Source organism: Leeuwenhoekiella sp. LLG6367-2.1 (assembly GCF_045055775.1).
Lineage (GTDB): Bacteria > Bacteroidota > Bacteroidia > Flavobacteriales > Flavobacteriaceae > Leeuwenhoekiella > Leeuwenhoekiella aequorea.
In genome coordinates, this window is the sequence record NZ_CP159331.1 from 333480 (window position 1) to 351851 (window position 18372).

Consider the following 18372-nt stretch of genomic DNA (forward strand, 5'->3'; position numbering starts at 1 on the left):
CGAAATAAATTTCGGGATTTTTTATGCTATATATTCTTGGGTTAGGCTGTTCTAATAATTTTAGCGCCTATCGCTCGCAAGCGTTCATCTATATTTTCATAACCCCGATCGATCTGTTCAATATTGTGAATAGTCGAAGTACCTTTTGCGCTAAGAGCTGCAATAAGTAATGAAATACCCGCTCTAATATCTGGTGAGGTCATTGTGGTTGCTTTTAAACTAGATTTAAAATCGTGACCTATAACGGTTGCACGATGTGGATCGCAGAGAATAATTTTTGCTCCCATATCTATGAGTTTGTCAACAAAGAACAAACGGCTTTCAAACATTTTTTGGTGAACGAGTACTTCCCCTTTAGCTTGAGTTGCTACTACTAAAATAATACTTAGTAAGTCTGGTGTAAATCCAGGCCAAGGCGCGTCACTAATAGTCATAAAAGATCCGTCAATAAACGTTTCAATCTCGTAACCATCCTTGTGAGCAGGAATGAATATGTCATCCCCTCTACGTTCTACAGTGATTCCTAATTTTCTAAAAGTTGCCGGGATTATACCTAAATCATTCCAACTAACATTTTTAATGGTAACCTCACTTTTTGTCATAGCAGCCAGACCTATCCAAGATCCTATTTCAATCATATCTGGCAATACACTATGCTCACAACCTCCCAGTTCTTCTACACCTTCAATAATTAGCATATTAGAACCTATTCCACTGATTTTTGCTCCCATTTTATTCAGCATTTTACACAATTGCTGAAGATAGGGTTCGCAGGCTGCATTATAGATTGTAGTTTCTCCTTTAGCCATAACTGCGGCCATAACTATATTTGCAGTACCGGTAACAGAGGCTTCATCAAGTAACATAAAAGTTCCTTTTAAACCGTCTGGAGCCTCAACGCCGTAGAAACGCTCTTCTTTATTGTATCTGAACTTAGCACCTAATTTTATCATACCCTCAAAGTGGGTATCTAATCTGCGTCGCCCTATTTTATCACCTCCTGGTCTCGGAATATATCCTTTACCAAAACGAGCTAATAAAGGTCCCACAATCATTATAGAACCTCGAAGTCCGCCACCCTCTTTTTTAAAGCGTTCACTCTCGAGATATTCTAGATTAAGAGCATCACTAATAAAAGAGTATTTACCTTTTCCTAATTTTTGAATTTTAACTCCTAGATTACTTAAAATATCTATAAGCTTATTTACATCAACAATATCTGGTATGTTATTTATAATAACTTCCTGTGGTGTAAGTAGCACTGCGCATAAAATTTGCAATGCCTCATTTTTTGCACCTTGAGGTTGAATAGCCCCTTTAAGTTGATGACCTCCTTCTATTTGAAATGTTCCCATTAAAGAAATAGCTGTTTTTTAATATCTTTTTTTACCTCCACTACGCGCAGGTTTTTTACGATAGCTAGAAGATTTATTTGTTTTTTTAGGACGCATAAGTTTTTGCGTATCTCTAAGGTCTTCCTCTTTTTTAGCGAGATTTATACTACCGTCACTTAATTCAAAGAGATGCTTAAAAATAACCTCATCATCTACAGTGTCTTTATTCCAGTTTAGGAAACACTTTTTCATATGATTGGCTATAGTAAATTCTAAAGCCTCACGCATTTGTCCTTTTTCCCATTTAACAGCCACATCAATCATACGCTTGATATTGTTTCCGTAGAAACGATACTTCGGGTAATTTTGAGGGTATTCTAATGGATCTGGGTGCTCTTCTAGCTTTTCGCGAGAAGGTTTTTCATATGGAGATTCTACATCCAATTTAAAGTCGCTCATTATAAATAACTGATCCCAAAGCTTGTGTTGAAAGTCTGGAACATCTCTAAAATGAGGTTGTATATTACCCATTACAGCAATTATACTACGAGCAATAATATTTCTTTTTTTTTCGTCTTCTTCGGCGATTGCCTGATTAACCATCTTTTGGAGATGACGGCCATATTCAGGTATTATGAGCTTTTCGCGCTCAGTATTATATTCTAATTGATCTATCAATTGTAAAAATTTAAGTGAAGTGTGGTCTGTAAACAAAACCTTGTGGCAAAGTACTAAAAAATGTACAAATCTCTAGCCTCCCTAGCCAAATTAACCCCATTTTATAAGGATTTTCAATAATTATAATGAAATAACACCTTCCACGACAGCTACTTCCCGATACTTCGCAATTACTGCATCTGGATTTTTCATTCTTAAGTTTATTGAAACACTTGTGTAGGTCCCTTTGCTAGAAGCTTTTGTACTAATCACTGCTCCCATATTATCAAAAATTTGTTCGATTTGATTTATCTTATCTGCATCAGAAGGAACAATAAATTTATATAAATATTCTGCTGGCCAGTTGGTAGTCTCTTCCAGTCTGCCTTTCAGCTTTGCGTAAAATTCGTCAGAATTTTTATCTGTACTCATAATTGTGTTTTTCTATCGCAAAGATACCATTCTACAACTAATTTTTTAATCGAGTTCTATTTGAGTATTTTTACCAACATCATAAATAAACATCATACTATCTAATTTACGTGTTTATTTAAATTGAATATAATCGATGACAAAACGTATTGTTCTTATTGGAGGCCCCAGCACCGGAAAAACCACACTTCTTAATGCGCTGAGGGCAAAAGGACACACCTGCTTAGATGAAGTTTCCAGAGAGGTTACTAAAGCCGCACAAGAAAAAGGAGTTGATCAGCTTTTTCTAACGCAACCGTTGCTTTTCAGCCAGATGCTTTTAGATAAAAGAATAGAGCAATATACATTAGCTCCATCACTAAATAAAGACCTTGTTTTTATAGATCGCGGCATTCCAGATGTAACTGCTTATATGGATTTTATAGGTCAAGAATACCCGGAAAATTTCAAAAAAGCCTGTTTAGACTATAAATACGATCACATATTTATCCTACCTCCCTGGCAAGATATACATACTACAGATCAAGAACGTTACGAGAGTTTTGATGAAGCTGTAAATATTCAGAATGAATTAATCAAAACCTACAAAGCATTTGGGTACTCACCTATTGAAGTCCCTAAAACAAGTGTGGACGAACGGGTAAATTTTATTTTACAAAATCTTGATATATGTCGCTAACTCCATTAGATGTTTTAAAAAAATATTGGAGTTACGATTCATTCAGACCAAAGCAGCTTGAAATAATCTCGGCTGTATTAGATAAAAGAGACACCTTTGCTTTATTACCTACAGGAGGCGGCAAGTCTATTTGTTATCAAGTACCCGCTCTTATTAATGAGGGAATTGTACTTGTTATCTCCCCCCTGCTTTCTCTCATGCGTGATCAAGTTACCCAGTTAGCACAACGCGGTATAAAAGCATTATACATTCCGGGAGGTATTCATTATAATGACCTTGACACACTTTTAGATAATTGTATCTACGGAAATTACAAATTACTCTATCTCTCTCCAGAACGATTACAAAACGCACTCGTTCTTGCCAGATTAAGACAAATGAATATTACATTGATTGCAGTCGATGAGGCTCATTGTATATCACAATGGGGTCACGATTTTAGACCTGCATATCGCAATATAGCTTCCTTTAGAGAAGATTTTTCAAATGTTCCTTGTATTGCACTTACTGCTACGGCTACTAAAAATGTTCAAGATGATATAGTCGATCAACTTGCTATGCAAGAAGCTGTAATTATTAGAGATTCCTTTGAGCGAAAAAATTTAGGCTACTTAATACTTCAGGAAGAAAATAAATTTGGCCGATTACTACATATTTTTAGAAAATATACGGGTAGTGCCATAGTTTACGTTCGCAGCCGTAAAACTGCGCAGGAATATGCGTCTTTTCTAAAAGCTAATGGGATTACTTCACATTTTTATCATGGCGGTCTTGGCAATGGAGAGCGACAGCTTTATTTTGAAGATTGGTCGAGTAACATAGTACAGGTCATGGTTGCTACGAGTGCATTTGGGATGGGGATCGATAAAGCAGATGTTAAGACAGTTGTACACGTTGAATTACCAGAAAGCCTCGAAAGCTACTTTCAAGAAGCCGGCAGGGCTGGTAGAGACGGTTCTACTGCAAGAAGTATAATTCTATACACCCCATCAGACGAGCAAAGGCTAAACAATCAATTTTTAAATGTTTTACCATCTGTCGATTACGTTAAGAAAGTATATAAAAAATTAAACAGCTACTTCCAGATTTCTTATGGCGAAGGGGAACAAGAAACTTTCCGTTTTGATTTTATGAAATTTTGTAATGCCTATAATTTTAAAACCCTTATAACCTTTAATGCTTTACAACTCTTAGATCGCAATAGCGTATTAATATTATCACAAGAATTCTATAGAAAATCTACCCTTCAGTTTAAAATAAGTCCGGTGAATCTCACCTATTATTTAATAAAAAATCCGGGTATTGATACTGTTGTCAAAAGTATTTTGAGAACCTATGGAGGTATTTATGATCAGCCCTTAGCTATTGATCATACTGTTATTGCAAAAAAAGCTGGCGTTAATCTGGCTTATATACACACGATTTTACTTCAGTTAGATAAAGATGACATCGCTATTTATGATCATACAAATTATGATTCTGCCGTAACCTTTCTGGTGCAGCGTGAAGATGAGCTGACAATTAATAAAATTGCGAAGCACATAAAAGCGCAAAATACGCGTAAGATAAATCAAGTAAATAGTATAAAAGAATACCTAAAAACCGCTACAGTCTGCAGAAGCATTCAACTTCTTGACTATTTTGAAGAAAAGCAAGTGGTACCCTGCGGAATATGTGACGTTTGTATTAATAGAACTCGCAATACACAAAAGCCAAATAAGAAATCGATTGAATCTAAACTATTAGATTTACTGAAGCTAAAAGAATACACATCATTATCGCTTTCTGAGGCCTTAGCGCCATTACCCGATTCTGCGATCATTGATGCACTAAAAAATCTTCTAGCGACACAAAAAATACAGATAACATCTTCAAATACATACAAACTAAATGAGTGATTTACGAATTGTTTTTATGGGAACACCAGACTTTGCTGTTGCAGGCTTACAGAAACTGGTAGAAAACAAATATAATATCGTCGGGGTCATTACTGCTCCAGACAGACCTGCAGGACGCGGACAAAAATTACAGCAAAGCGCCGTCAAAAATTATGCTCAAAGTCAGAATTTAAAGGTGCTACAGCCTACAAATTTAAAAGACGCATCGTTTATTGAAGAATTAAAATCTTTAAATGCTAATTTACAAATAGTTGTTGCCTTTAGAATGCTTCCTGAAGTGGTTTGGAAAATGCCCGAATTAGGGACCTTTAATTTACATGCTTCCTTATTACCAGATTATAGAGGAGCAGCCCCTATTAATTGGGCCATAATTAAAGGAGAGACAGAAACAGGTGTGAGTACTTTTTTTATAGATGAAAAAATAGACACAGGAGCTATAATCCTTCAGAAAAAATTATCAATCAGCCCTGAAGAAAATGCCGGTAGCCTCCATGATCGCCTTATGCATATGGGCAGTGATTTAATTTTAGAGACTGTAAAATTAATAGAAAAAGGACCCGTTGAAACCCGAATTCAACCTAAACAAGAACAAATTCACACTGCATACAAACTTGACCGTACAAATACCAGAATTGATTGGAATCGTCCTATTGAAGAAATACACAATTTAATACGCGGTTTAAGTCCATATCCGGTAGCATACACGCACTTTGTTAATGGAGATGATAAAGAACACCAATTAAAAGTATACGCTGCCTCAAAAGCTAGTAATATCGATTTAGAGTCAAATGGGACAATTGGAAAGATAATTACAAAAGAAAATAAACTATTTGTTGCCAGTATTGACGGATGGATAGAATTATTAGAAATTCAGCTTTCGGGGAAGAAAAAAATGCAGGTAAAAGATTTACTAAATGGATTTACCTTTGATCAAAATGCCAAAATGCTCTAAACCCGCATGATTGTTGATGTTAGTTAAAATCTGTCAAAAAACGGAATCCTTGTCAACAAAATGTTAAAGTTATCAACATAAAAGTGAATTTCCTGCGCTATTACTTGCGTGAACGAAATATCCGTCTAAATTTGTTAGAATAATATATAAAAGTTTAACCGAGATTTAATTTTAAAATTTACATTATGAACAAATCAGATTTAATCGATGCAATGGCAGAAAGTGCTGGAATTACAAAAGCAGCAGCTAAAAAAGCATTAGAATCTTTCTTAGGCAATGTTGAGAAATCTTTAAAGAGCGGAGATCGCGTTTCTTTAGTAGGTTTTGGATCATGGTCTGTATCTCAGCGCGCAGCTCGTGAAGGAAGAAATCCACAGACTGGAAAAACTATTCAAATTGCAGCTAAAAATGTTGTTAAGTTTAAAGCAGGTTCTGACTTATCAGACGCTGTAAACTAATTACATAGCTTCTAAATATTTTTCAAAGGCCCTTTTAAAAGGGCTTTTTTTATTTTTCTTATTTTTTTGTTAATTAAAATAAAAAGTTTAGATTAGTTGAAAGATTTTATTTATGACTACTAACAAACCTGAAAAAGGCAATTTACTTATAGCGGAACCGGCTATTATAGGCGATGTTTCTTTTAACAGGTCTGTTGTCTTGCTCGCAAACCACAGTGAAGAAGGATCTGTAGGCTTTATTTTAAATAAACCCCTGACATTTACCCTCAATGAATTAATTCCCGAAATTGAGATTGAGATGCAAATTTATAATGGCGGGCCCGTAGAACAAGATAATTTGTATTTTCTACATAAGGTGCCGCACCTTATTCCTGATAGTATAGAAATTGCGAGCGGCATATATTGGGGTGGTGACTTTGAAACCGTAATCGAACTAATCACATCAAATAAAATTAATGCGGAAGAGATTCGCTTCTTCTTAGGTTACTCTGGGTGGGATTGTGATCAACTAGATGACGAATTAAATGCCAATTCCTGGATAGTTGCCGAGAATATTTATGACAAGGAAATTATAAATAAGTGTTTCCCTGAATTTTGGCGTGAAAAAATGATTGAGTTAGGTGGAGACTATATTATTTGGTCGAATGCACCAGAAAATCCGAGTTATAATTAAATATTTTATCCTAAACGCGCTTTAGCGTTTAACTTACCCAGCAAGTTCTTTGCTACTAGATTTGTATATACTTTCTTTCTGTACTTAGTTATGGGTTGTATTCCCATAATCGAATTAGTGATAAAAAGTTCATCTGCTTTTTGAAGCTCAAAGGGTGATATAGGAGCCTCTTCAAATGTATAAGTATCTATCTTCTCAAGAATATCAATAAGCTGTTTTCTTACTATTCCTCGCAAACAACCTTCAGTTAAAGGTGGCGTTTTTATGTGATTGTCTTTTACTAGAAAGAGATTTCCATTTAAAGCTTCTGCTATGGATTTATTAGTATTAATGAGTAAACAATTAGCCAAGTTATTTTCTTTAGCGAAAATACTTCCAGTAACATGAATCAACTTATTCGCAGTTTTTAATGTGCTTAATAAATCGGCATTTAGATAATGATCTTTGTACAAATCAACTTCATAATTTGCTTCGTTCATTATAAAAAACGGATCGTTTAACTCGCTTGCAAATGCATAGAAAGACACATTGTTATCTTCAGGCAGATACTTACCACCTGCATTACGAGTAACAGTTAAACGCACACTAGCAGATTTATCGTTGAGATCGGAAGCATCGATTGTTTTTAATAATTCGGCCTCTAGCAGTTCTAGTGTAAAATTCATAGGTATCTCCATACGCAATATGCGCATAGAAGCCATAAGTCTGAAATAATGATCTTCCCAAAAAGAAATTTTTCCACTACTGTATCGTACAGTTTCAAAAACAGCATCGCCATAAAGCATACCTCTGTTATGAGCAGAAAATTCAGGTTTATCAGTAATTATTCCATTAAAATTAATCATAAAAAAAGTCCCTTTTTTGAGAAGGGACAAATATACTATTTACGACTTGTTTCTAGTTAGAACCTATGATATGTTTCAGTTCTGAAATTTGATTTTCCCAGAACATTTTACCTTCATCCTCTTCCCCAGGCTCTGCAAAGTCTGTAACTATAAGTGAAACATCTTTTGTGATCTCATCAACAACGATACGTAACTCAAAATAGTACAGGTTTTCATCCTCTACATCGTCCATCCATCTGAACTTTATACGCTCATCACTTTTCTTACCTAAGAGTTTTGCCTTTTCTTCACTTCCATTCCAAATAAATGTATAATATTCTCCACGTGAGTTCACATTGTCAGCAAACCACTCAGACATTCCTGAAGGTGAAGACATATATTGATACAAAAGTGACGGTGAGGCCTGAATAGGAAACTCGATTTCAAATTTTATTTTTTCTTCCATTTTCTTTTATTCGGTTGGGTCGCCAATATAAATATTAATTGTTCAGTAAAAAAGAAAGCAGTAATTTTTTATTTTATATTTAAGAAGCTTGCAGAGTTCGTAATTGTTGTTATATTTGCACCCGCTTAGCAAATAGCTGGCGAATTTATTAAAATTATCTTTTAGATAGAATTTTGGCGAGGTAGCTCAGTTGGTTAGAGCGTCGGATTCATAACCCGGAGGTCGGGGGATCGTGCCCCCCTCTCGCTACTAAAGGCTTCACAGCAATGTGAAGCCTTTTTTTATTCCTTTAATAATACCTTTTTTTCCTTGTATTAAAATAAATGGAGATAATATTAATCTAGAATTATCATACCTAATAGATGTTCTTCAAGCTCACAAATCCTTATTGAACTCTCTTTTCTTACTTAATCCACTGTTTTAAGTGAGCTATTCCGAAGCAAATTCGATAATTTAAGCACTAGTTGGGATTACATCTCACGAAAATGAATCTCTAAATTTGACCCAACAGAGTTATTAAACTTATTTTTACTTTGTTTTTTTGTGAAATTTTTGATTTTACAAATACATAGAATCTTCAAGTGATTCTCACCCTAATATATTTATATGAATGAATTCTGGACTGCCAATCGAGAGGCAATAATCTACGCATTTATAGTCATCGCTGTAGTGCTATTTCTTCGGTTTATAACAAGGCAATTTACATAAATGGCTTGAAAAAAGAGCACTTGCAAAATTCCCCAATGAAGATCCAGCAACGATACATCTTACGCAAAAGATACTTAATGCGTTATGGTTTGTTTTGGGAATAATGGCTTTAGGTTTCATTTTTATAGACGAGGATCACTACATAACTGCACGCGAAAACTTCTTTTTAGTTTTTTACTTAGGTATAGTGGCCGTTCTTACATTAGTGGCCGCCTCTCTCGTACAGACGTGGTTTAGGAGAAATATTAAATTACGCATAGAAAATAATGAGGATATAACAAGCTATAAATTTCTAAGATATATAGCCATTTTTGCAGTTTACTTTCTTGGTGTAATCCTTATGCTTATCGCATTTGAATCTATGCGAAGTTTTGCAGCCACTGCACTAGGTGGTGCAGGTATAATTGCCGTAGTAGCAGGGGTTGCCTCCCAAGAAGCATTATCTAACCTAGTAGGAGGACTTTTTATAATCTTCTTTAAACCTTTTAAATTAGGAAATATTATTAAAGTAGATGAGTCTATGGTAGGTACAGTAACAGACATTACCTTAAGGCATACCATAATACGCAATTATGAAAATAAAATGATTGTAATTCCTAATGCCATTATTAATAAAGAGAAACTAATCAATTACGATCTGGGAACCCCTATTTGCTGCCAGTGGATTGAGATTGGAATATCATATAGTAGTGATATTGATTTGGCAAAAGAAATTATGCGTGACGAATGTGAGAATCATCCTAATCTAATAGATAATAGGAGTGAATTAGATAAGTACAATAATGTACCTAAGGTTGCAGTGCGTGTAATTTCACTCGGGGACTCTGCTGTAGTCATTAGAGCTTGGACATGGGCAAGCAATTACAATCAAGCTTTCTCAATGAAATGTGATCTCTTTGAAAGTATCAAGAAGAGGTTTGACAAAGAAGATATCGAGATACCCTTTCCACATCAAACTGTCGTTTTTAAAGAAAAACAAATCGATCGATTTAAGAATGTCATTAAGGTTACAAGTGAAAATTCTTGAATTTATATCTAAAATTCAAAATTAAAACCTTTTTCTAACAGATTTTGGTAAGTTTCCGGGTTAAATTGATAAAGCATAGCTGCACGATGTGATACATCTTTCTCCTTTTCATTTAATGCGGTTAACAATTTCATTTTTAGAATTTTTCTTCTGAAATTAGGCTTATCTAATTCTTTACCTAATATTTGCTCATAAAGGTTCATCAATTGCAATAAGGTAAATTTCTGCGGAAGCAAGTTAAAACCTATCGGTTCTTGACGTATTCTTCGTCGTAATCTTCTTAACCCTAATGCTAAGATTTGAGTGTGGTCAAATATTAAATTTTCTACTTGAGATACTTTAAACCATGCTACATTCATTGCGGTAAATCCTGGAGTAAGATTATAATCTTCTTCTTTAATCAATGCGTAATACCCTATAGTAATAACTCGAGATAATGGAAAGCGATTAGGGTCTCCAAAAGCCTTTAGCTGCTCTAGATAAACATCTTCAATTCCCGTAAGTTCAAGCAAGAGTCTATTTGCGGCTGCATCTATACCTTCATCCTCATAAATCCACCCTCCCGGAAGAGCCCATTTATTTTTATTTAAACCTTCTGCATGTTGAACGAGTAGTACCTCCAGCGATCCATCTTTTAAACCAAATATTACGCAATCTATAGATATACTATCTAAAATGACTGCCTTCGTACCATTTTGATCAAAATTCATTAACTAAAACTTGAAATATAAAATTAATTTCTTAGGGGCTAAAATATAAAAATTACGTGGAATAAAATTTTATGCATATACTTGTAGTCAAAATAACTATAAGATCACTAATTTAATCTTTAATATATATTCATGTATTTTTTAGGAATTGATTTAGGAAGCTCAGCAATTAAACTAGCAATTCTTGACGGAAATACTGGCAAAGCGATTGCCAACACAACCGTACCTGAAAAGGAGATGCAAATCTTTGCTCCTAAGCAGGGCTGGGCAGAACAAGATCCTGAACTCTGGTGGAAATACGTTTGCACGGGTATTAAACAATTTAAATTCAATGGAATAGATATTAAATTAATCAAAGCAATTGGTATTTCCTATCAAATGCATGGTCTTGTACTTACAGATCGTAAACTTAATGTGTTACGTCCTTCTATAATATGGTGTGATAGTAGAGCAGCACCTATAGGTGATAAAATATATATTGATAAAGGTCCAACTTTTTTTAAAGAAAAGATATTAGGTAGTCCTAGTAATTTTACCGCTGCGAAACTTAAATGGATTCAGATAAATGAACCTCATCTTTTCGATCAAGCTTGTCATTTGATGCTTCCGGGAGATTATATTGCAGCTAAATTTTCGGGCATTCCTCAAATAAGTAAGTCTGGTCTTTCTGAAGCTGCACTATGGAATTTTAAAAAAGGTGCTCTCGCTACTGATGTATTAAATGCTATGGAATTACCATCGCATTTAATTCCTGAGATCGTATCTAATTTTGAGAATCAATCGACGATTCTTAGGGAAATAGCACAAGATTTAGGCTTATCAGATGATGTACAAATAACATACAGAGCAGGTGATCAACCTAATAATGCATTATCCTTAAATGTGAATAAACCCGGTGAAATTGCAACTACTGCTGGTACTTCTGCTGTAATTTATTCGGTAAGTGATATAGATGCATTTGATGAAAATAACCGGGTTAACACTTTTCTACACGTAAATAATACTCCAGTTCAAAAGCGTAATGGAATATTATTATGTATCAATGGCTCGGGTATTTTATATCAGTGGCTACGCAAAATAATCTCTGGAAGCTTGAAAAATTTAGCTTCTTATGATTTTTTAAACGCACAAGCCGCTAAAGTTGCTGCAGGAAGTGATGGCCTTCGGTTTTACCCATTCGGAAATGGAGTTGAACGTATCTTTAATAATAAAGAAGCTAGCTCAGGTTTGCAAAATCTCAATTTCAACAGACATGACACCGCTCACTTAATACGATCAGCGTGTGAAGGAATTGTGTTTGCAATGAATTATGGTTTTGAGATTATGCATGAAATAGGTGCCGGCGGTAATCTAGTTAAAGCCTCAAATGCCAACCTCTTTTTGAGTCCTGCTTTTAGAGAAATTTTTGTGAATACTACCCAAACTACCTTAGAACTTTACCAAACTAATGGAGCCGAAGGTGCTGCACGAGGAGCTGCATTTGGTTTTGGTCATTACAAAACCTTAAATGAAGCAAACGAAAATTTAAAATTAATTAAAACCATAGAACCTAATGCTGCTTTGAGTTCTAGCTATGCAGAATTTTATAAACTGTGGAAAAGTAACATTCAAATAAATAAATAATTATGGGTACTTATTTTAAAGACGTTAAAAAAATTCAATTTGAAGGAAAAGGAAGCGATAATCCTTTCGCCTTTAAATATTATGATGAAAATAGAGTAGTTGCCGGTAAAACACTCAAAGAGCATTTACGGTTTGCAATGGCTTATTGGCATACTATGAATAACACGGGTTCTGATCCTTTTGGGGCGCCCACAGAAACATTTGAATGGGACAAAAATACAGATCCTGTAGCACGTGCAAAAGATAAGATGGACGCCGCATTTGAATTTATGACAAAACTAGGACTTCCCTACTATTGCTTTCATGATGTAGATATTGTTGATGAGGCTCCTACTCTGGGTCAATTTGAAAACAGAATGCGTGCTCTTGTAGATTATGCAAAAGTTAAGCAACAAGATAGCGGTATTCAACTTTTATGGGGAACTTCTAATCTTTTCAGCAATCCGCGTTATATGAACGGTGCGGCTACAAATCCTAATTTTGATGTAGTGGCTTATGCGGGCGCCCAGCTTAAAATTGCTTTAGATGCAACTATTGAGCTAGGAGGATCTAATTATGTGTTTTGGGGGGGGCGTGAAGGCTATATGAGTTTGTTAAATACAGATATGAATCGTGAACTTGACCATCTAGGGCAGTTTTTAAATATGTGCAAAGATTATGGGCGTAAACAAGGATTTACCGGTAATTTCTTAATCGAACCAAAACCTATGGAACCTACAAAGCATCAATATGATTTTGACGCAGCTACTACTTTGGGTTTTATCAATAAATATGGCTTACAAAACGATTTCAAACTGAATCTTGAGGTAAATCACGCAACTCTGGCAAGTCATACGTTTGAGCACGAATTACAAGTTGCTGTAGATGCCGGTATGCTAGGAAGCATTGATGCTAACCGTGGCGATTATCAAAATGGGTGGGATACAGACCAGTTTCCTATTAATGTTTTTGAAATTACCCAGTCTATGCTTGTTATCTTAGAAGGTGGTGGAATAGATGGCGGTGGAATTAATTTTGACGCTAAAGTACGTAGAAACTCTACAGAGCTTAATGATAAATTTATTGCTCACATAGCTGGGATGGATACGTTTGCACGAGGTTTAATAGCGGCAGATCATATTTTAGAGAATACAAATTATAAAGCATTGCGAAAAACAAGATATGAGTCATTTGACTCAGGTAATGGTGCAGCCTTTGAAAATGGAACTCTTTCTCTAGAACAACTAAGTGATTTAGGTAGAAGAAATATTGAACCTAAAGGATTCAGCGGTCAACAAGAATTATTCGAACAGATTATTGCAAACTCATTTTAAAGGTATGAATCATCAATAATATTCTTTCATTTATGTATTACTTGCTCCAATTATAATTAAGAATAATTTAAGATTTCATTAATAATTATGCAAAATTGAAAAATGAGCTTAATCGGTTTAGTTAAAAAATTAACATTAATTAACTGAAAATCAAATTATTTACTCAACTATAATGTTTGAGTTGATAAACATCTGTTGTAATTTTAAGTCTCCAAAACGGTTAACTTAATACTACAACTAATGAAAGCGACATTTGAGATAATTGAAAACAATATAAATTGTACGCAAGAGGTTATTAAGCAATGCCTTAATAGAATTATGGAGGTACGAGTTTTAGAAATTAATTTGAACCAAAATACCATTTCGGTTGATTATTTTCGTCCCAGTGTTTATGAGCGCATTAAGAAAGAACTTTATTGTCTGGGACTCTCTGTAGGAGAACCTATTGTTTTCACAGAATTGCAAGAACATTAGTAGTTCAAGTTGTAATATTCTCGTGATCAAAGCACCACACTCCAAGTAAATTCTTTTACTAAAAAATCAAACTTTTATTACTATACACATATTAGTTTTGATCATTTTTATTTGAAACATCTTCAGTTTCAATTTCGATAATTCGCAATAAATAATTAAGCTAAATCTTGAAATTCGTTGTCAGGAAATGTATCTTTCAAGTTCAACCAACCGTATTGATCTTTTAGAAATATGCTTAACCTCATTCGTACAGACTCAAAAAATGCTGATTTCTTAAAATTAATAAAGGAATTAGATGAAACTCTTAAACTTACCGATGGTGACGATCACGCATTTTACAATCAATTTAATTCGTTAGATAGAATAAAAAATGTAATCGTAGCTTATGAAAGTGGTATCGCCGTAGGTTGTGGTGCTTTTAGGGAATATGGGCCTAAGAGTGTAGAGATTAAAAGAATGTACACCAGACCTTTGTACAGAAAAAGAGGCTATGCAAGTCTTATTTTAGAGGCCTTAGAAAATTGGGGGTTAGAATTGGGATATACGAAGTGCATTTTAGAAACTGGAATTTTTCAACCTCCGGCAATCGCACTCTACAAACGTAGAAATTATGATATAATTCCTAATTACGGTCAGTATAGTGGTGTAGGTGGTAGTATGTGTTTTATAAAATACTTGTCGCCCTTATAATCTTAAAGAACTCTAGAGATATCTACTTCTACATTAAGTTTACTTTTTCCGCTGCCATAAACAACTCCTTTTAATGGTGGCACATCATAATAATCACGACCCCAGCCTACTACTATATGTTGATCTCCAGGGATTTGATTGTTTGTGGGATCAAAATCAACCCATCCAAAGGTGGGAATAAATATCGAAAACCAAGCGTGACTCGCATCTGCTCCGACTAATTTTTCTTGTCCTGCTGGAGGTATTGTTTCAATATAACCACTTACATATCGTGCTGGTAATCCCACAGATCTGATACAGGCAATGGCTATCTGAGCAAAATCTTGGCATACTCCTTTTCTATTTCTCATCACTTCATTAATAGGAGTAGATACACTCGTGAAGCCGGAAACAAAATCAAAATCAATATATATACGCTGCATTAATTCTTCCGCAGCTTCAAATATGGAGCGATTGGGTTTAAAACTTTCCTTTGCATAATTAGAAATAGCTTCGTCTGTCTTTTTTATGAATATAGACTCTAAAGCAAATTGTTTTGCTTCTAATATATCTGGCTCTGTCTTTAATAATGATTTCTTAGCTTGATCTAAGGATATCTTTGAACAAACATCTGATCTAAAATCATTCTTAAATTGCTCATATTCCCGCCGTATTTTACTTACAGTTGTAACTTTTAATTGGGTATGCTCTTTCTGTATTGAAAACCGAGTGATATAGTTACCAAAAAAATCTACACGCTCTGAAATTTCATCAGCTTCGGGGCTTATGTGAATTTTATACTCAAGTAATTCTTGCCCAAGTGAACGTCTAGACTTCAACACCGCAATATTATGACAATAACTTACGGGCGCATCATAATCGTATTTTGTGGTATGCGAAATAGAATAGAGCATTATATAGGAAAATTTTGATCTACTAACTGACTTTGTTTATAGGTATGATTAAAATAGGTATTGGATATTGATTGTGAAGTTTTAAACAAAAGGTCACTTAATTTTTCTAATAAATTATCAAGTTCTTCTCTAAGCAAACCATCTGTATTGGAATTTGCCAATGCTTCTGAACTTGCCAGACGCAAACTTGAAAAAGCCTCAAATACAAATTTTTCGTAATTCATAAGCACATCAGATTTTTTTGAATGTGGTAAACGAGCAATATCTTTTTGTAACCTGCCTAGATGAAAAGCTAAAGATCTGGGATAATGTAAATCCATCAACAACAAACTTATAACCGGTTCTATGCGTATATAGGAACGATAGCTATATCTGTAGATATTAAGACTTTCGTGACTACTTAAAAGAGATTCTAGAATTTCATATTCCGTTTGACTAGATTGTTTAATTACCAGTAGAGCACGACATTTAGTTATGGTAAGCATACTTTGCTCCAGTTGCAGTCCTATAAAGTATAAAAGCAATCCTTGATCTACCATAATACTTTCTTCAATAAGTCCCATAAAAGCAATTAACCGAGTGATTAGCTGATTTAAAGCGCGAATCAACTTAGTAACCGTTAGGTTTTTTTCACCTTCCAGATTACGCCATATCTTCTGAATATTTTCAAATACCCGCCACATATCACTACTCCATAAATTGCGTATAGAATAATACGAATTGCTAAACATACTCATCGTATTAGCCAAACTTCCTACTCTGTTTCGGTCTAATAGTACTGCTGTCAACTCCGCAAGAATTTGATCACTTGATAATTGAGTTGTGTCAGATTTCATAAACCCCGGAAAGGTTCCGGTTATTTGTGTGACCGCCTTAAAAAGAACTTCTAACTTTCCATTGGTTGTATTCTGTTGCGCATGCGCTTCAGGAGCACTTATTTGTTTAAGAACCATTCGCAGAAATCGCGCGTTTACAAGTGTTCGGCCTACATACCTTCCTGCCCAATACAAATTTTCAGCAGTTAAACTTGGCAAGTCATCAAGACCACTTACTGAAACTGCAGATTTTCTATTCCAGTTAAAACTCGGTTGCTCATCTGTTTTAGAATTTCCTATAATCCAAAAATCCTTACTGGTACCGCCGCGTTGATTGGAAACTCTAATGTTATCCCGCTCTGGGGCTACGCGTACCAGACCACCGGGCATAACATTATACCCCGTTTTACCAGCCATTGTAAAGGTTCTGGCAACCATATTACGGGGTTCAAAATTTCCTTTACTATAATTAGGAGTTGTAGAAAAACTTATATGTTCTTGAGCTACAAAGTGGTAAGGTTTCTTTTCTATTTCTATTCTTAATGCTTCTAATTCTATAGCTGAAAGCAATTCTCCAAAGTGAATGTGTTCTCTATTTGTACGATCTATAGGCTTAATAACCAACTTGTTTAAATTCTCAAGTACAAATTTGCGTTCTTTTTCTTGACCACACCACCAAGATGCGATTTGCGGAAGGTTTAATTCTTCCTTCAAAAAAAATTGACAAATAGCAGGCATAAAAGGTATTAACCCCGGGTTTTCAAGAATTCCGCTACCAATGGGATTTACTACTGCTACGTTTTGCCGTCTTACAACATCGAGCAAACCCGCCACACCCAGATGAGAATCTTCGCGTAACTCTAAAGGATCTGCAAAAACATCGTCTACTCTGCGCAAAACCACGTGTACGCGCTTAAGACCCTTGAGTGATTTCATATATAACAAACCGTCTCTAACAACCAGATCATTGCCTTGCACTAATGGGTAACCTAAAAAAGATGCTAAATAAGCGTGTTCAAAATAGGTTTCATTATGAGATCCTGGTGTTAAAATAACGATGTTAGGATTTTCGATTTTTTCGGGAGATGCTTCAATAAGTAGCTCGTTGAATTCTTTAAAAAATTCAGACAGCCTTTTAATATTCATATCTGCAAAGACATCTGAAAAAACACGATTGGCGGTAGATCTATTTTCTAAAGCATAACCCATACCAGAAGGTGCTTGGGATCTATCATTTACCACCCACATTCTACCGTCACTACCGCGCGCCAAATCTGCGGCATATAGTAATAGATGTCTATCTATTTTGTAATGAATTTTATCACATTGCCTTAAAAACCCACGATGACCATAAATCACCTCGTGTGGGACAATACCTTCTTTAATTAATTTACGGTCTCCATAAATATCTTTAAGAACTCTGTCTAAAATATCTGCCCGTTGCTTAAGTCCTTTTTCAATAAGTTGCCATTCCTTATAATCTAGCAAAAACGGAACTACATTAAGATTCCACGGTCTATTTAGTCCGTTTGGATCATTATAAACATTGTAGGTTACACCATTTTCTTCAAGTAACCAGTTTATATCATTTTGTCGCTGCGTGAGACCATCAACACCTATATCTTTAAAATTTTCTAATAGCTTGTTCCAATCCCCTTTAACATCAAGATCTGCTGTAAACATCTCGTCATAGGTATTGTCTGTAAAGTATTTTGAAAACCAAGCATTTTTAGCTTCGGTCATAGT

General features: G+C 34.9%; 18 protein-coding genes and 1 tRNA gene. 11 read left to right on the top strand and 8 right to left on the bottom strand.

Annotation, left to right across the window (positions count from 1 at the left end; translation table 11 throughout):
• Positions 1-41: 41 nt before the first annotated feature.
• The 3 genes from murA to ABVM53_RS01550 form a co-directional block, all read right to left on the bottom strand.
• Positions 42-1355, bottom strand: a complete 1314-nt coding sequence (gene murA / locus ABVM53_RS01540; RefSeq protein ID WP_128757426.1) for a UDP-N-acetylglucosamine 1-carboxyvinyltransferase — start codon at positions 1353-1355, stop codon at positions 42-44.
• 18 nt (positions 1356-1373) lie between these two features.
• Positions 1374-2012 (bottom strand): DUF4290 domain-containing protein, encoded by a 639-nt coding sequence (locus ABVM53_RS01545; protein ID WP_405328682.1) that lies wholly within the window; start codon positions 2010-2012, stop codon positions 1374-1376.
• Positions 2013-2132: 120 nt separating this feature from the next.
• Complete coding sequence (locus ABVM53_RS01550) at positions 2133-2423, bottom strand: DUF493 family protein (protein WP_128757428.1); 291 nt, start codon at positions 2421-2423, stop codon at positions 2133-2135.
• Between the two features lie 136 nt (positions 2424-2559).
• Between ABVM53_RS01550 and ABVM53_RS01555 the strand changes: the two genes are divergently transcribed.
• The 5 genes from ABVM53_RS01555 (at position 2560) to ABVM53_RS01575 (ending at position 7083) form a co-directional block, all read left to right on the top strand.
• A complete protein-coding gene (locus ABVM53_RS01555; protein ID WP_405328685.1) occupies positions 2560-3102 on the top strand; it encodes an AAA family ATPase in 543 nt (180 codons plus the stop codon).
• On the top strand, positions 3093-5000 hold the full coding sequence (locus ABVM53_RS01560; RefSeq protein WP_405328688.1) for an ATP-dependent DNA helicase RecQ: 1908 nt from the start codon (positions 3093-3095) through the stop codon (positions 4998-5000). The genes ABVM53_RS01555 and ABVM53_RS01560 overlap by 10 nt, the downstream gene beginning before the upstream one ends.
• On the top strand, positions 4993-5952 hold the full coding sequence (gene fmt / locus ABVM53_RS01565) for a methionyl-tRNA formyltransferase (RefSeq protein ID WP_405328691.1): 960 nt from the start codon (positions 4993-4995) through the stop codon (positions 5950-5952). Before ABVM53_RS01560 ends, fmt begins: the two co-directional genes overlap by 8 nt.
• A 185-nt stretch (positions 5953-6137) precedes the next feature.
• Positions 6138-6410: an HU family DNA-binding protein gene (locus tag ABVM53_RS01570; RefSeq protein ID WP_128757432.1), complete on the top strand. Its 273-nt coding sequence runs from the start codon at positions 6138-6140 to the stop codon at positions 6408-6410.
• A gap of 112 nt (positions 6411-6522) precedes the next feature.
• Positions 6523-7083: a YqgE/AlgH family protein gene (locus ABVM53_RS01575; protein ID WP_128757433.1), complete on the top strand. Its 561-nt coding sequence runs from the start codon at positions 6523-6525 to the stop codon at positions 7081-7083.
• 5 nt (positions 7084-7088) lie between these two features.
• On the opposite strand, the gene ABVM53_RS01580 is transcribed toward ABVM53_RS01575, so the two are convergent.
• Both ABVM53_RS01580 and ABVM53_RS01585 read right to left on the bottom strand, forming a co-directional pair.
• Positions 7089-7928, bottom strand: a complete 840-nt coding sequence (locus ABVM53_RS01580) for an aminotransferase class IV (RefSeq protein WP_405328695.1) — start codon at positions 7926-7928, stop codon at positions 7089-7091.
• A 52-nt stretch (positions 7929-7980) separates the two neighbouring features.
• The gene (locus ABVM53_RS01585; RefSeq protein WP_028375975.1) at positions 7981-8373 is read right to left on the bottom strand and encodes an START-like domain-containing protein; all 393 of its coding nucleotides are present in this window, start codon (positions 8371-8373) and stop codon (positions 7981-7983) included.
• Between the two features lie 175 nt (positions 8374-8548).
• Between ABVM53_RS01585 and ABVM53_RS01590 the strand changes: the two genes are divergently transcribed.
• Positions 8549-8622: transfer RNA gene (locus ABVM53_RS01590), tRNA-Met, on the top strand.
• Positions 8623-9184: 562 nt separating this feature from the next.
• Positions 9185-10108, top strand: a complete 924-nt coding sequence (locus tag ABVM53_RS01595) for a mechanosensitive ion channel family protein (RefSeq protein ID WP_405328699.1) — start codon at positions 9185-9187, stop codon at positions 10106-10108.
• A gap of 8 nt (positions 10109-10116) precedes the next feature.
• Here the strand turns inward: ABVM53_RS01595 and ABVM53_RS01600 are convergent, their stop codons facing one another.
• Positions 10117-10818, bottom strand: coding sequence for an NUDIX hydrolase (locus ABVM53_RS01600; protein ID WP_405328702.1), 702 nt, complete (start codon positions 10816-10818; stop codon positions 10117-10119).
• 132 nt (positions 10819-10950) lie between these two features.
• On the opposite strand from ABVM53_RS01600, the gene ABVM53_RS01605 reads away from it, so the two are divergent.
• From ABVM53_RS01605 to ABVM53_RS01620, 4 genes are all read left to right on the top strand, one after another.
• Positions 10951-12441 (top strand): FGGY family carbohydrate kinase, encoded by a 1491-nt coding sequence (locus ABVM53_RS01605; protein ID WP_405328705.1) that lies wholly within the window; start codon positions 10951-10953, stop codon positions 12439-12441.
• A gap of 2 nt (positions 12442-12443) precedes the next feature.
• Entirely contained in the window at positions 12444-13754 is a 1311-nt protein-coding gene (gene xylA / locus ABVM53_RS01610) for a xylose isomerase (protein WP_405328708.1), read from the top strand.
• 240 nt (positions 13755-13994) lie between these two features.
• Positions 13995-14228: a hypothetical protein gene (locus ABVM53_RS01615; RefSeq protein WP_405328711.1), complete on the top strand. Its 234-nt coding sequence runs from the start codon at positions 13995-13997 to the stop codon at positions 14226-14228.
• A 231-nt stretch (positions 14229-14459) separates the two neighbouring features.
• Positions 14460-14918, top strand: coding sequence for a GNAT family N-acetyltransferase (locus ABVM53_RS01620; protein ID WP_128757437.1), 459 nt, complete (start codon positions 14460-14462; stop codon positions 14916-14918).
• 2 nt (positions 14919-14920) lie between these two features.
• Here ABVM53_RS01620 and ABVM53_RS01625 read toward each other — a convergent pair whose 3' ends face one another.
• Positions 14921-15811, bottom strand: coding sequence for a transglutaminase N-terminal domain-containing protein (locus ABVM53_RS01625; RefSeq protein WP_405328714.1), 891 nt, complete (start codon positions 15809-15811; stop codon positions 14921-14923).
• Complete coding sequence (locus tag ABVM53_RS01630; RefSeq protein WP_405328717.1) at positions 15811-18369, bottom strand: circularly permuted type 2 ATP-grasp protein; 2559 nt, start codon at positions 18367-18369, stop codon at positions 15811-15813. Before ABVM53_RS01630 ends, ABVM53_RS01625 begins: the two co-directional genes overlap by 1 nt.
• Between the last annotated feature and the right edge of the window lie 3 nt (positions 18370-18372).

What these genes read in the sequence shown, in the direction of transcription:
- murA (WP_128757426.1), bottom strand. Translation starts at nt 1,355, where the DNA reads ATGGGAACATTTCAAATAGAAGGAGGTCATCAACTTAAAGGGGCTATT.
- ABVM53_RS01550 (WP_128757428.1), bottom strand. Translation starts at nt 2,423, where the DNA reads ATGAGTACAGATAAAAATTCTGACGAATTTTACGCAAAGCTGAAAGGC.
- ABVM53_RS01555 (WP_405328685.1), top strand. Translation starts at nt 2,560, where the DNA reads ATGACAAAACGTATTGTTCTTATTGGAGGCCCCAGCACCGGAAAAACC.
- ABVM53_RS01560 (WP_405328688.1), top strand. Translation starts at nt 3,093, where the DNA reads ATGTCGCTAACTCCATTAGATGTTTTAAAAAAATATTGGAGTTACGAT.
- fmt (WP_405328691.1), top strand. Translation starts at nt 4,993, where the DNA reads ATGAGTGATTTACGAATTGTTTTTATGGGAACACCAGACTTTGCTGTT.
- ABVM53_RS01570 (WP_128757432.1), top strand. Translation starts at nt 6,138, where the DNA reads ATGAACAAATCAGATTTAATCGATGCAATGGCAGAAAGTGCTGGAATT.
- ABVM53_RS01575 (WP_128757433.1), top strand. Translation starts at nt 6,523, where the DNA reads ATGACTACTAACAAACCTGAAAAAGGCAATTTACTTATAGCGGAACCG.
- ABVM53_RS01580 (WP_405328695.1), bottom strand. Translation starts at nt 7,928, where the DNA reads ATGATTAATTTTAATGGAATAATTACTGATAAACCTGAATTTTCTGCT.
- ABVM53_RS01585 (WP_028375975.1), bottom strand. Translation starts at nt 8,373, where the DNA reads ATGGAAGAAAAAATAAAATTTGAAATCGAGTTTCCTATTCAGGCCTCA.
- ABVM53_RS01595 (WP_405328699.1), top strand. Translation starts at nt 9,185, where the DNA reads ATGGCTTTAGGTTTCATTTTTATAGACGAGGATCACTACATAACTGCA.
- ABVM53_RS01600 (WP_405328702.1), bottom strand. Translation starts at nt 10,818, where the DNA reads ATGAATTTTGATCAAAATGGTACGAAGGCAGTCATTTTAGATAGTATA.
- ABVM53_RS01605 (WP_405328705.1), top strand. Translation starts at nt 10,951, where the DNA reads ATGTATTTTTTAGGAATTGATTTAGGAAGCTCAGCAATTAAACTAGCA.
- xylA (WP_405328708.1), top strand. Translation starts at nt 12,444, where the DNA reads ATGGGTACTTATTTTAAAGACGTTAAAAAAATTCAATTTGAAGGAAAA.
- ABVM53_RS01615 (WP_405328711.1), top strand. Translation starts at nt 13,995, where the DNA reads ATGAAAGCGACATTTGAGATAATTGAAAACAATATAAATTGTACGCAA.
- ABVM53_RS01620 (WP_128757437.1), top strand. Translation starts at nt 14,460, where the DNA reads ATGCTTAACCTCATTCGTACAGACTCAAAAAATGCTGATTTCTTAAAA.
- ABVM53_RS01625 (WP_405328714.1), bottom strand. Translation starts at nt 15,811, where the DNA reads ATGCTCTATTCTATTTCGCATACCACAAAATACGATTATGATGCGCCC.
- ABVM53_RS01630 (WP_405328717.1), bottom strand. Translation starts at nt 18,369, where the DNA reads ATGACCGAAGCTAAAAATGCTTGGTTTTCAAAATACTTTACAGACAAT.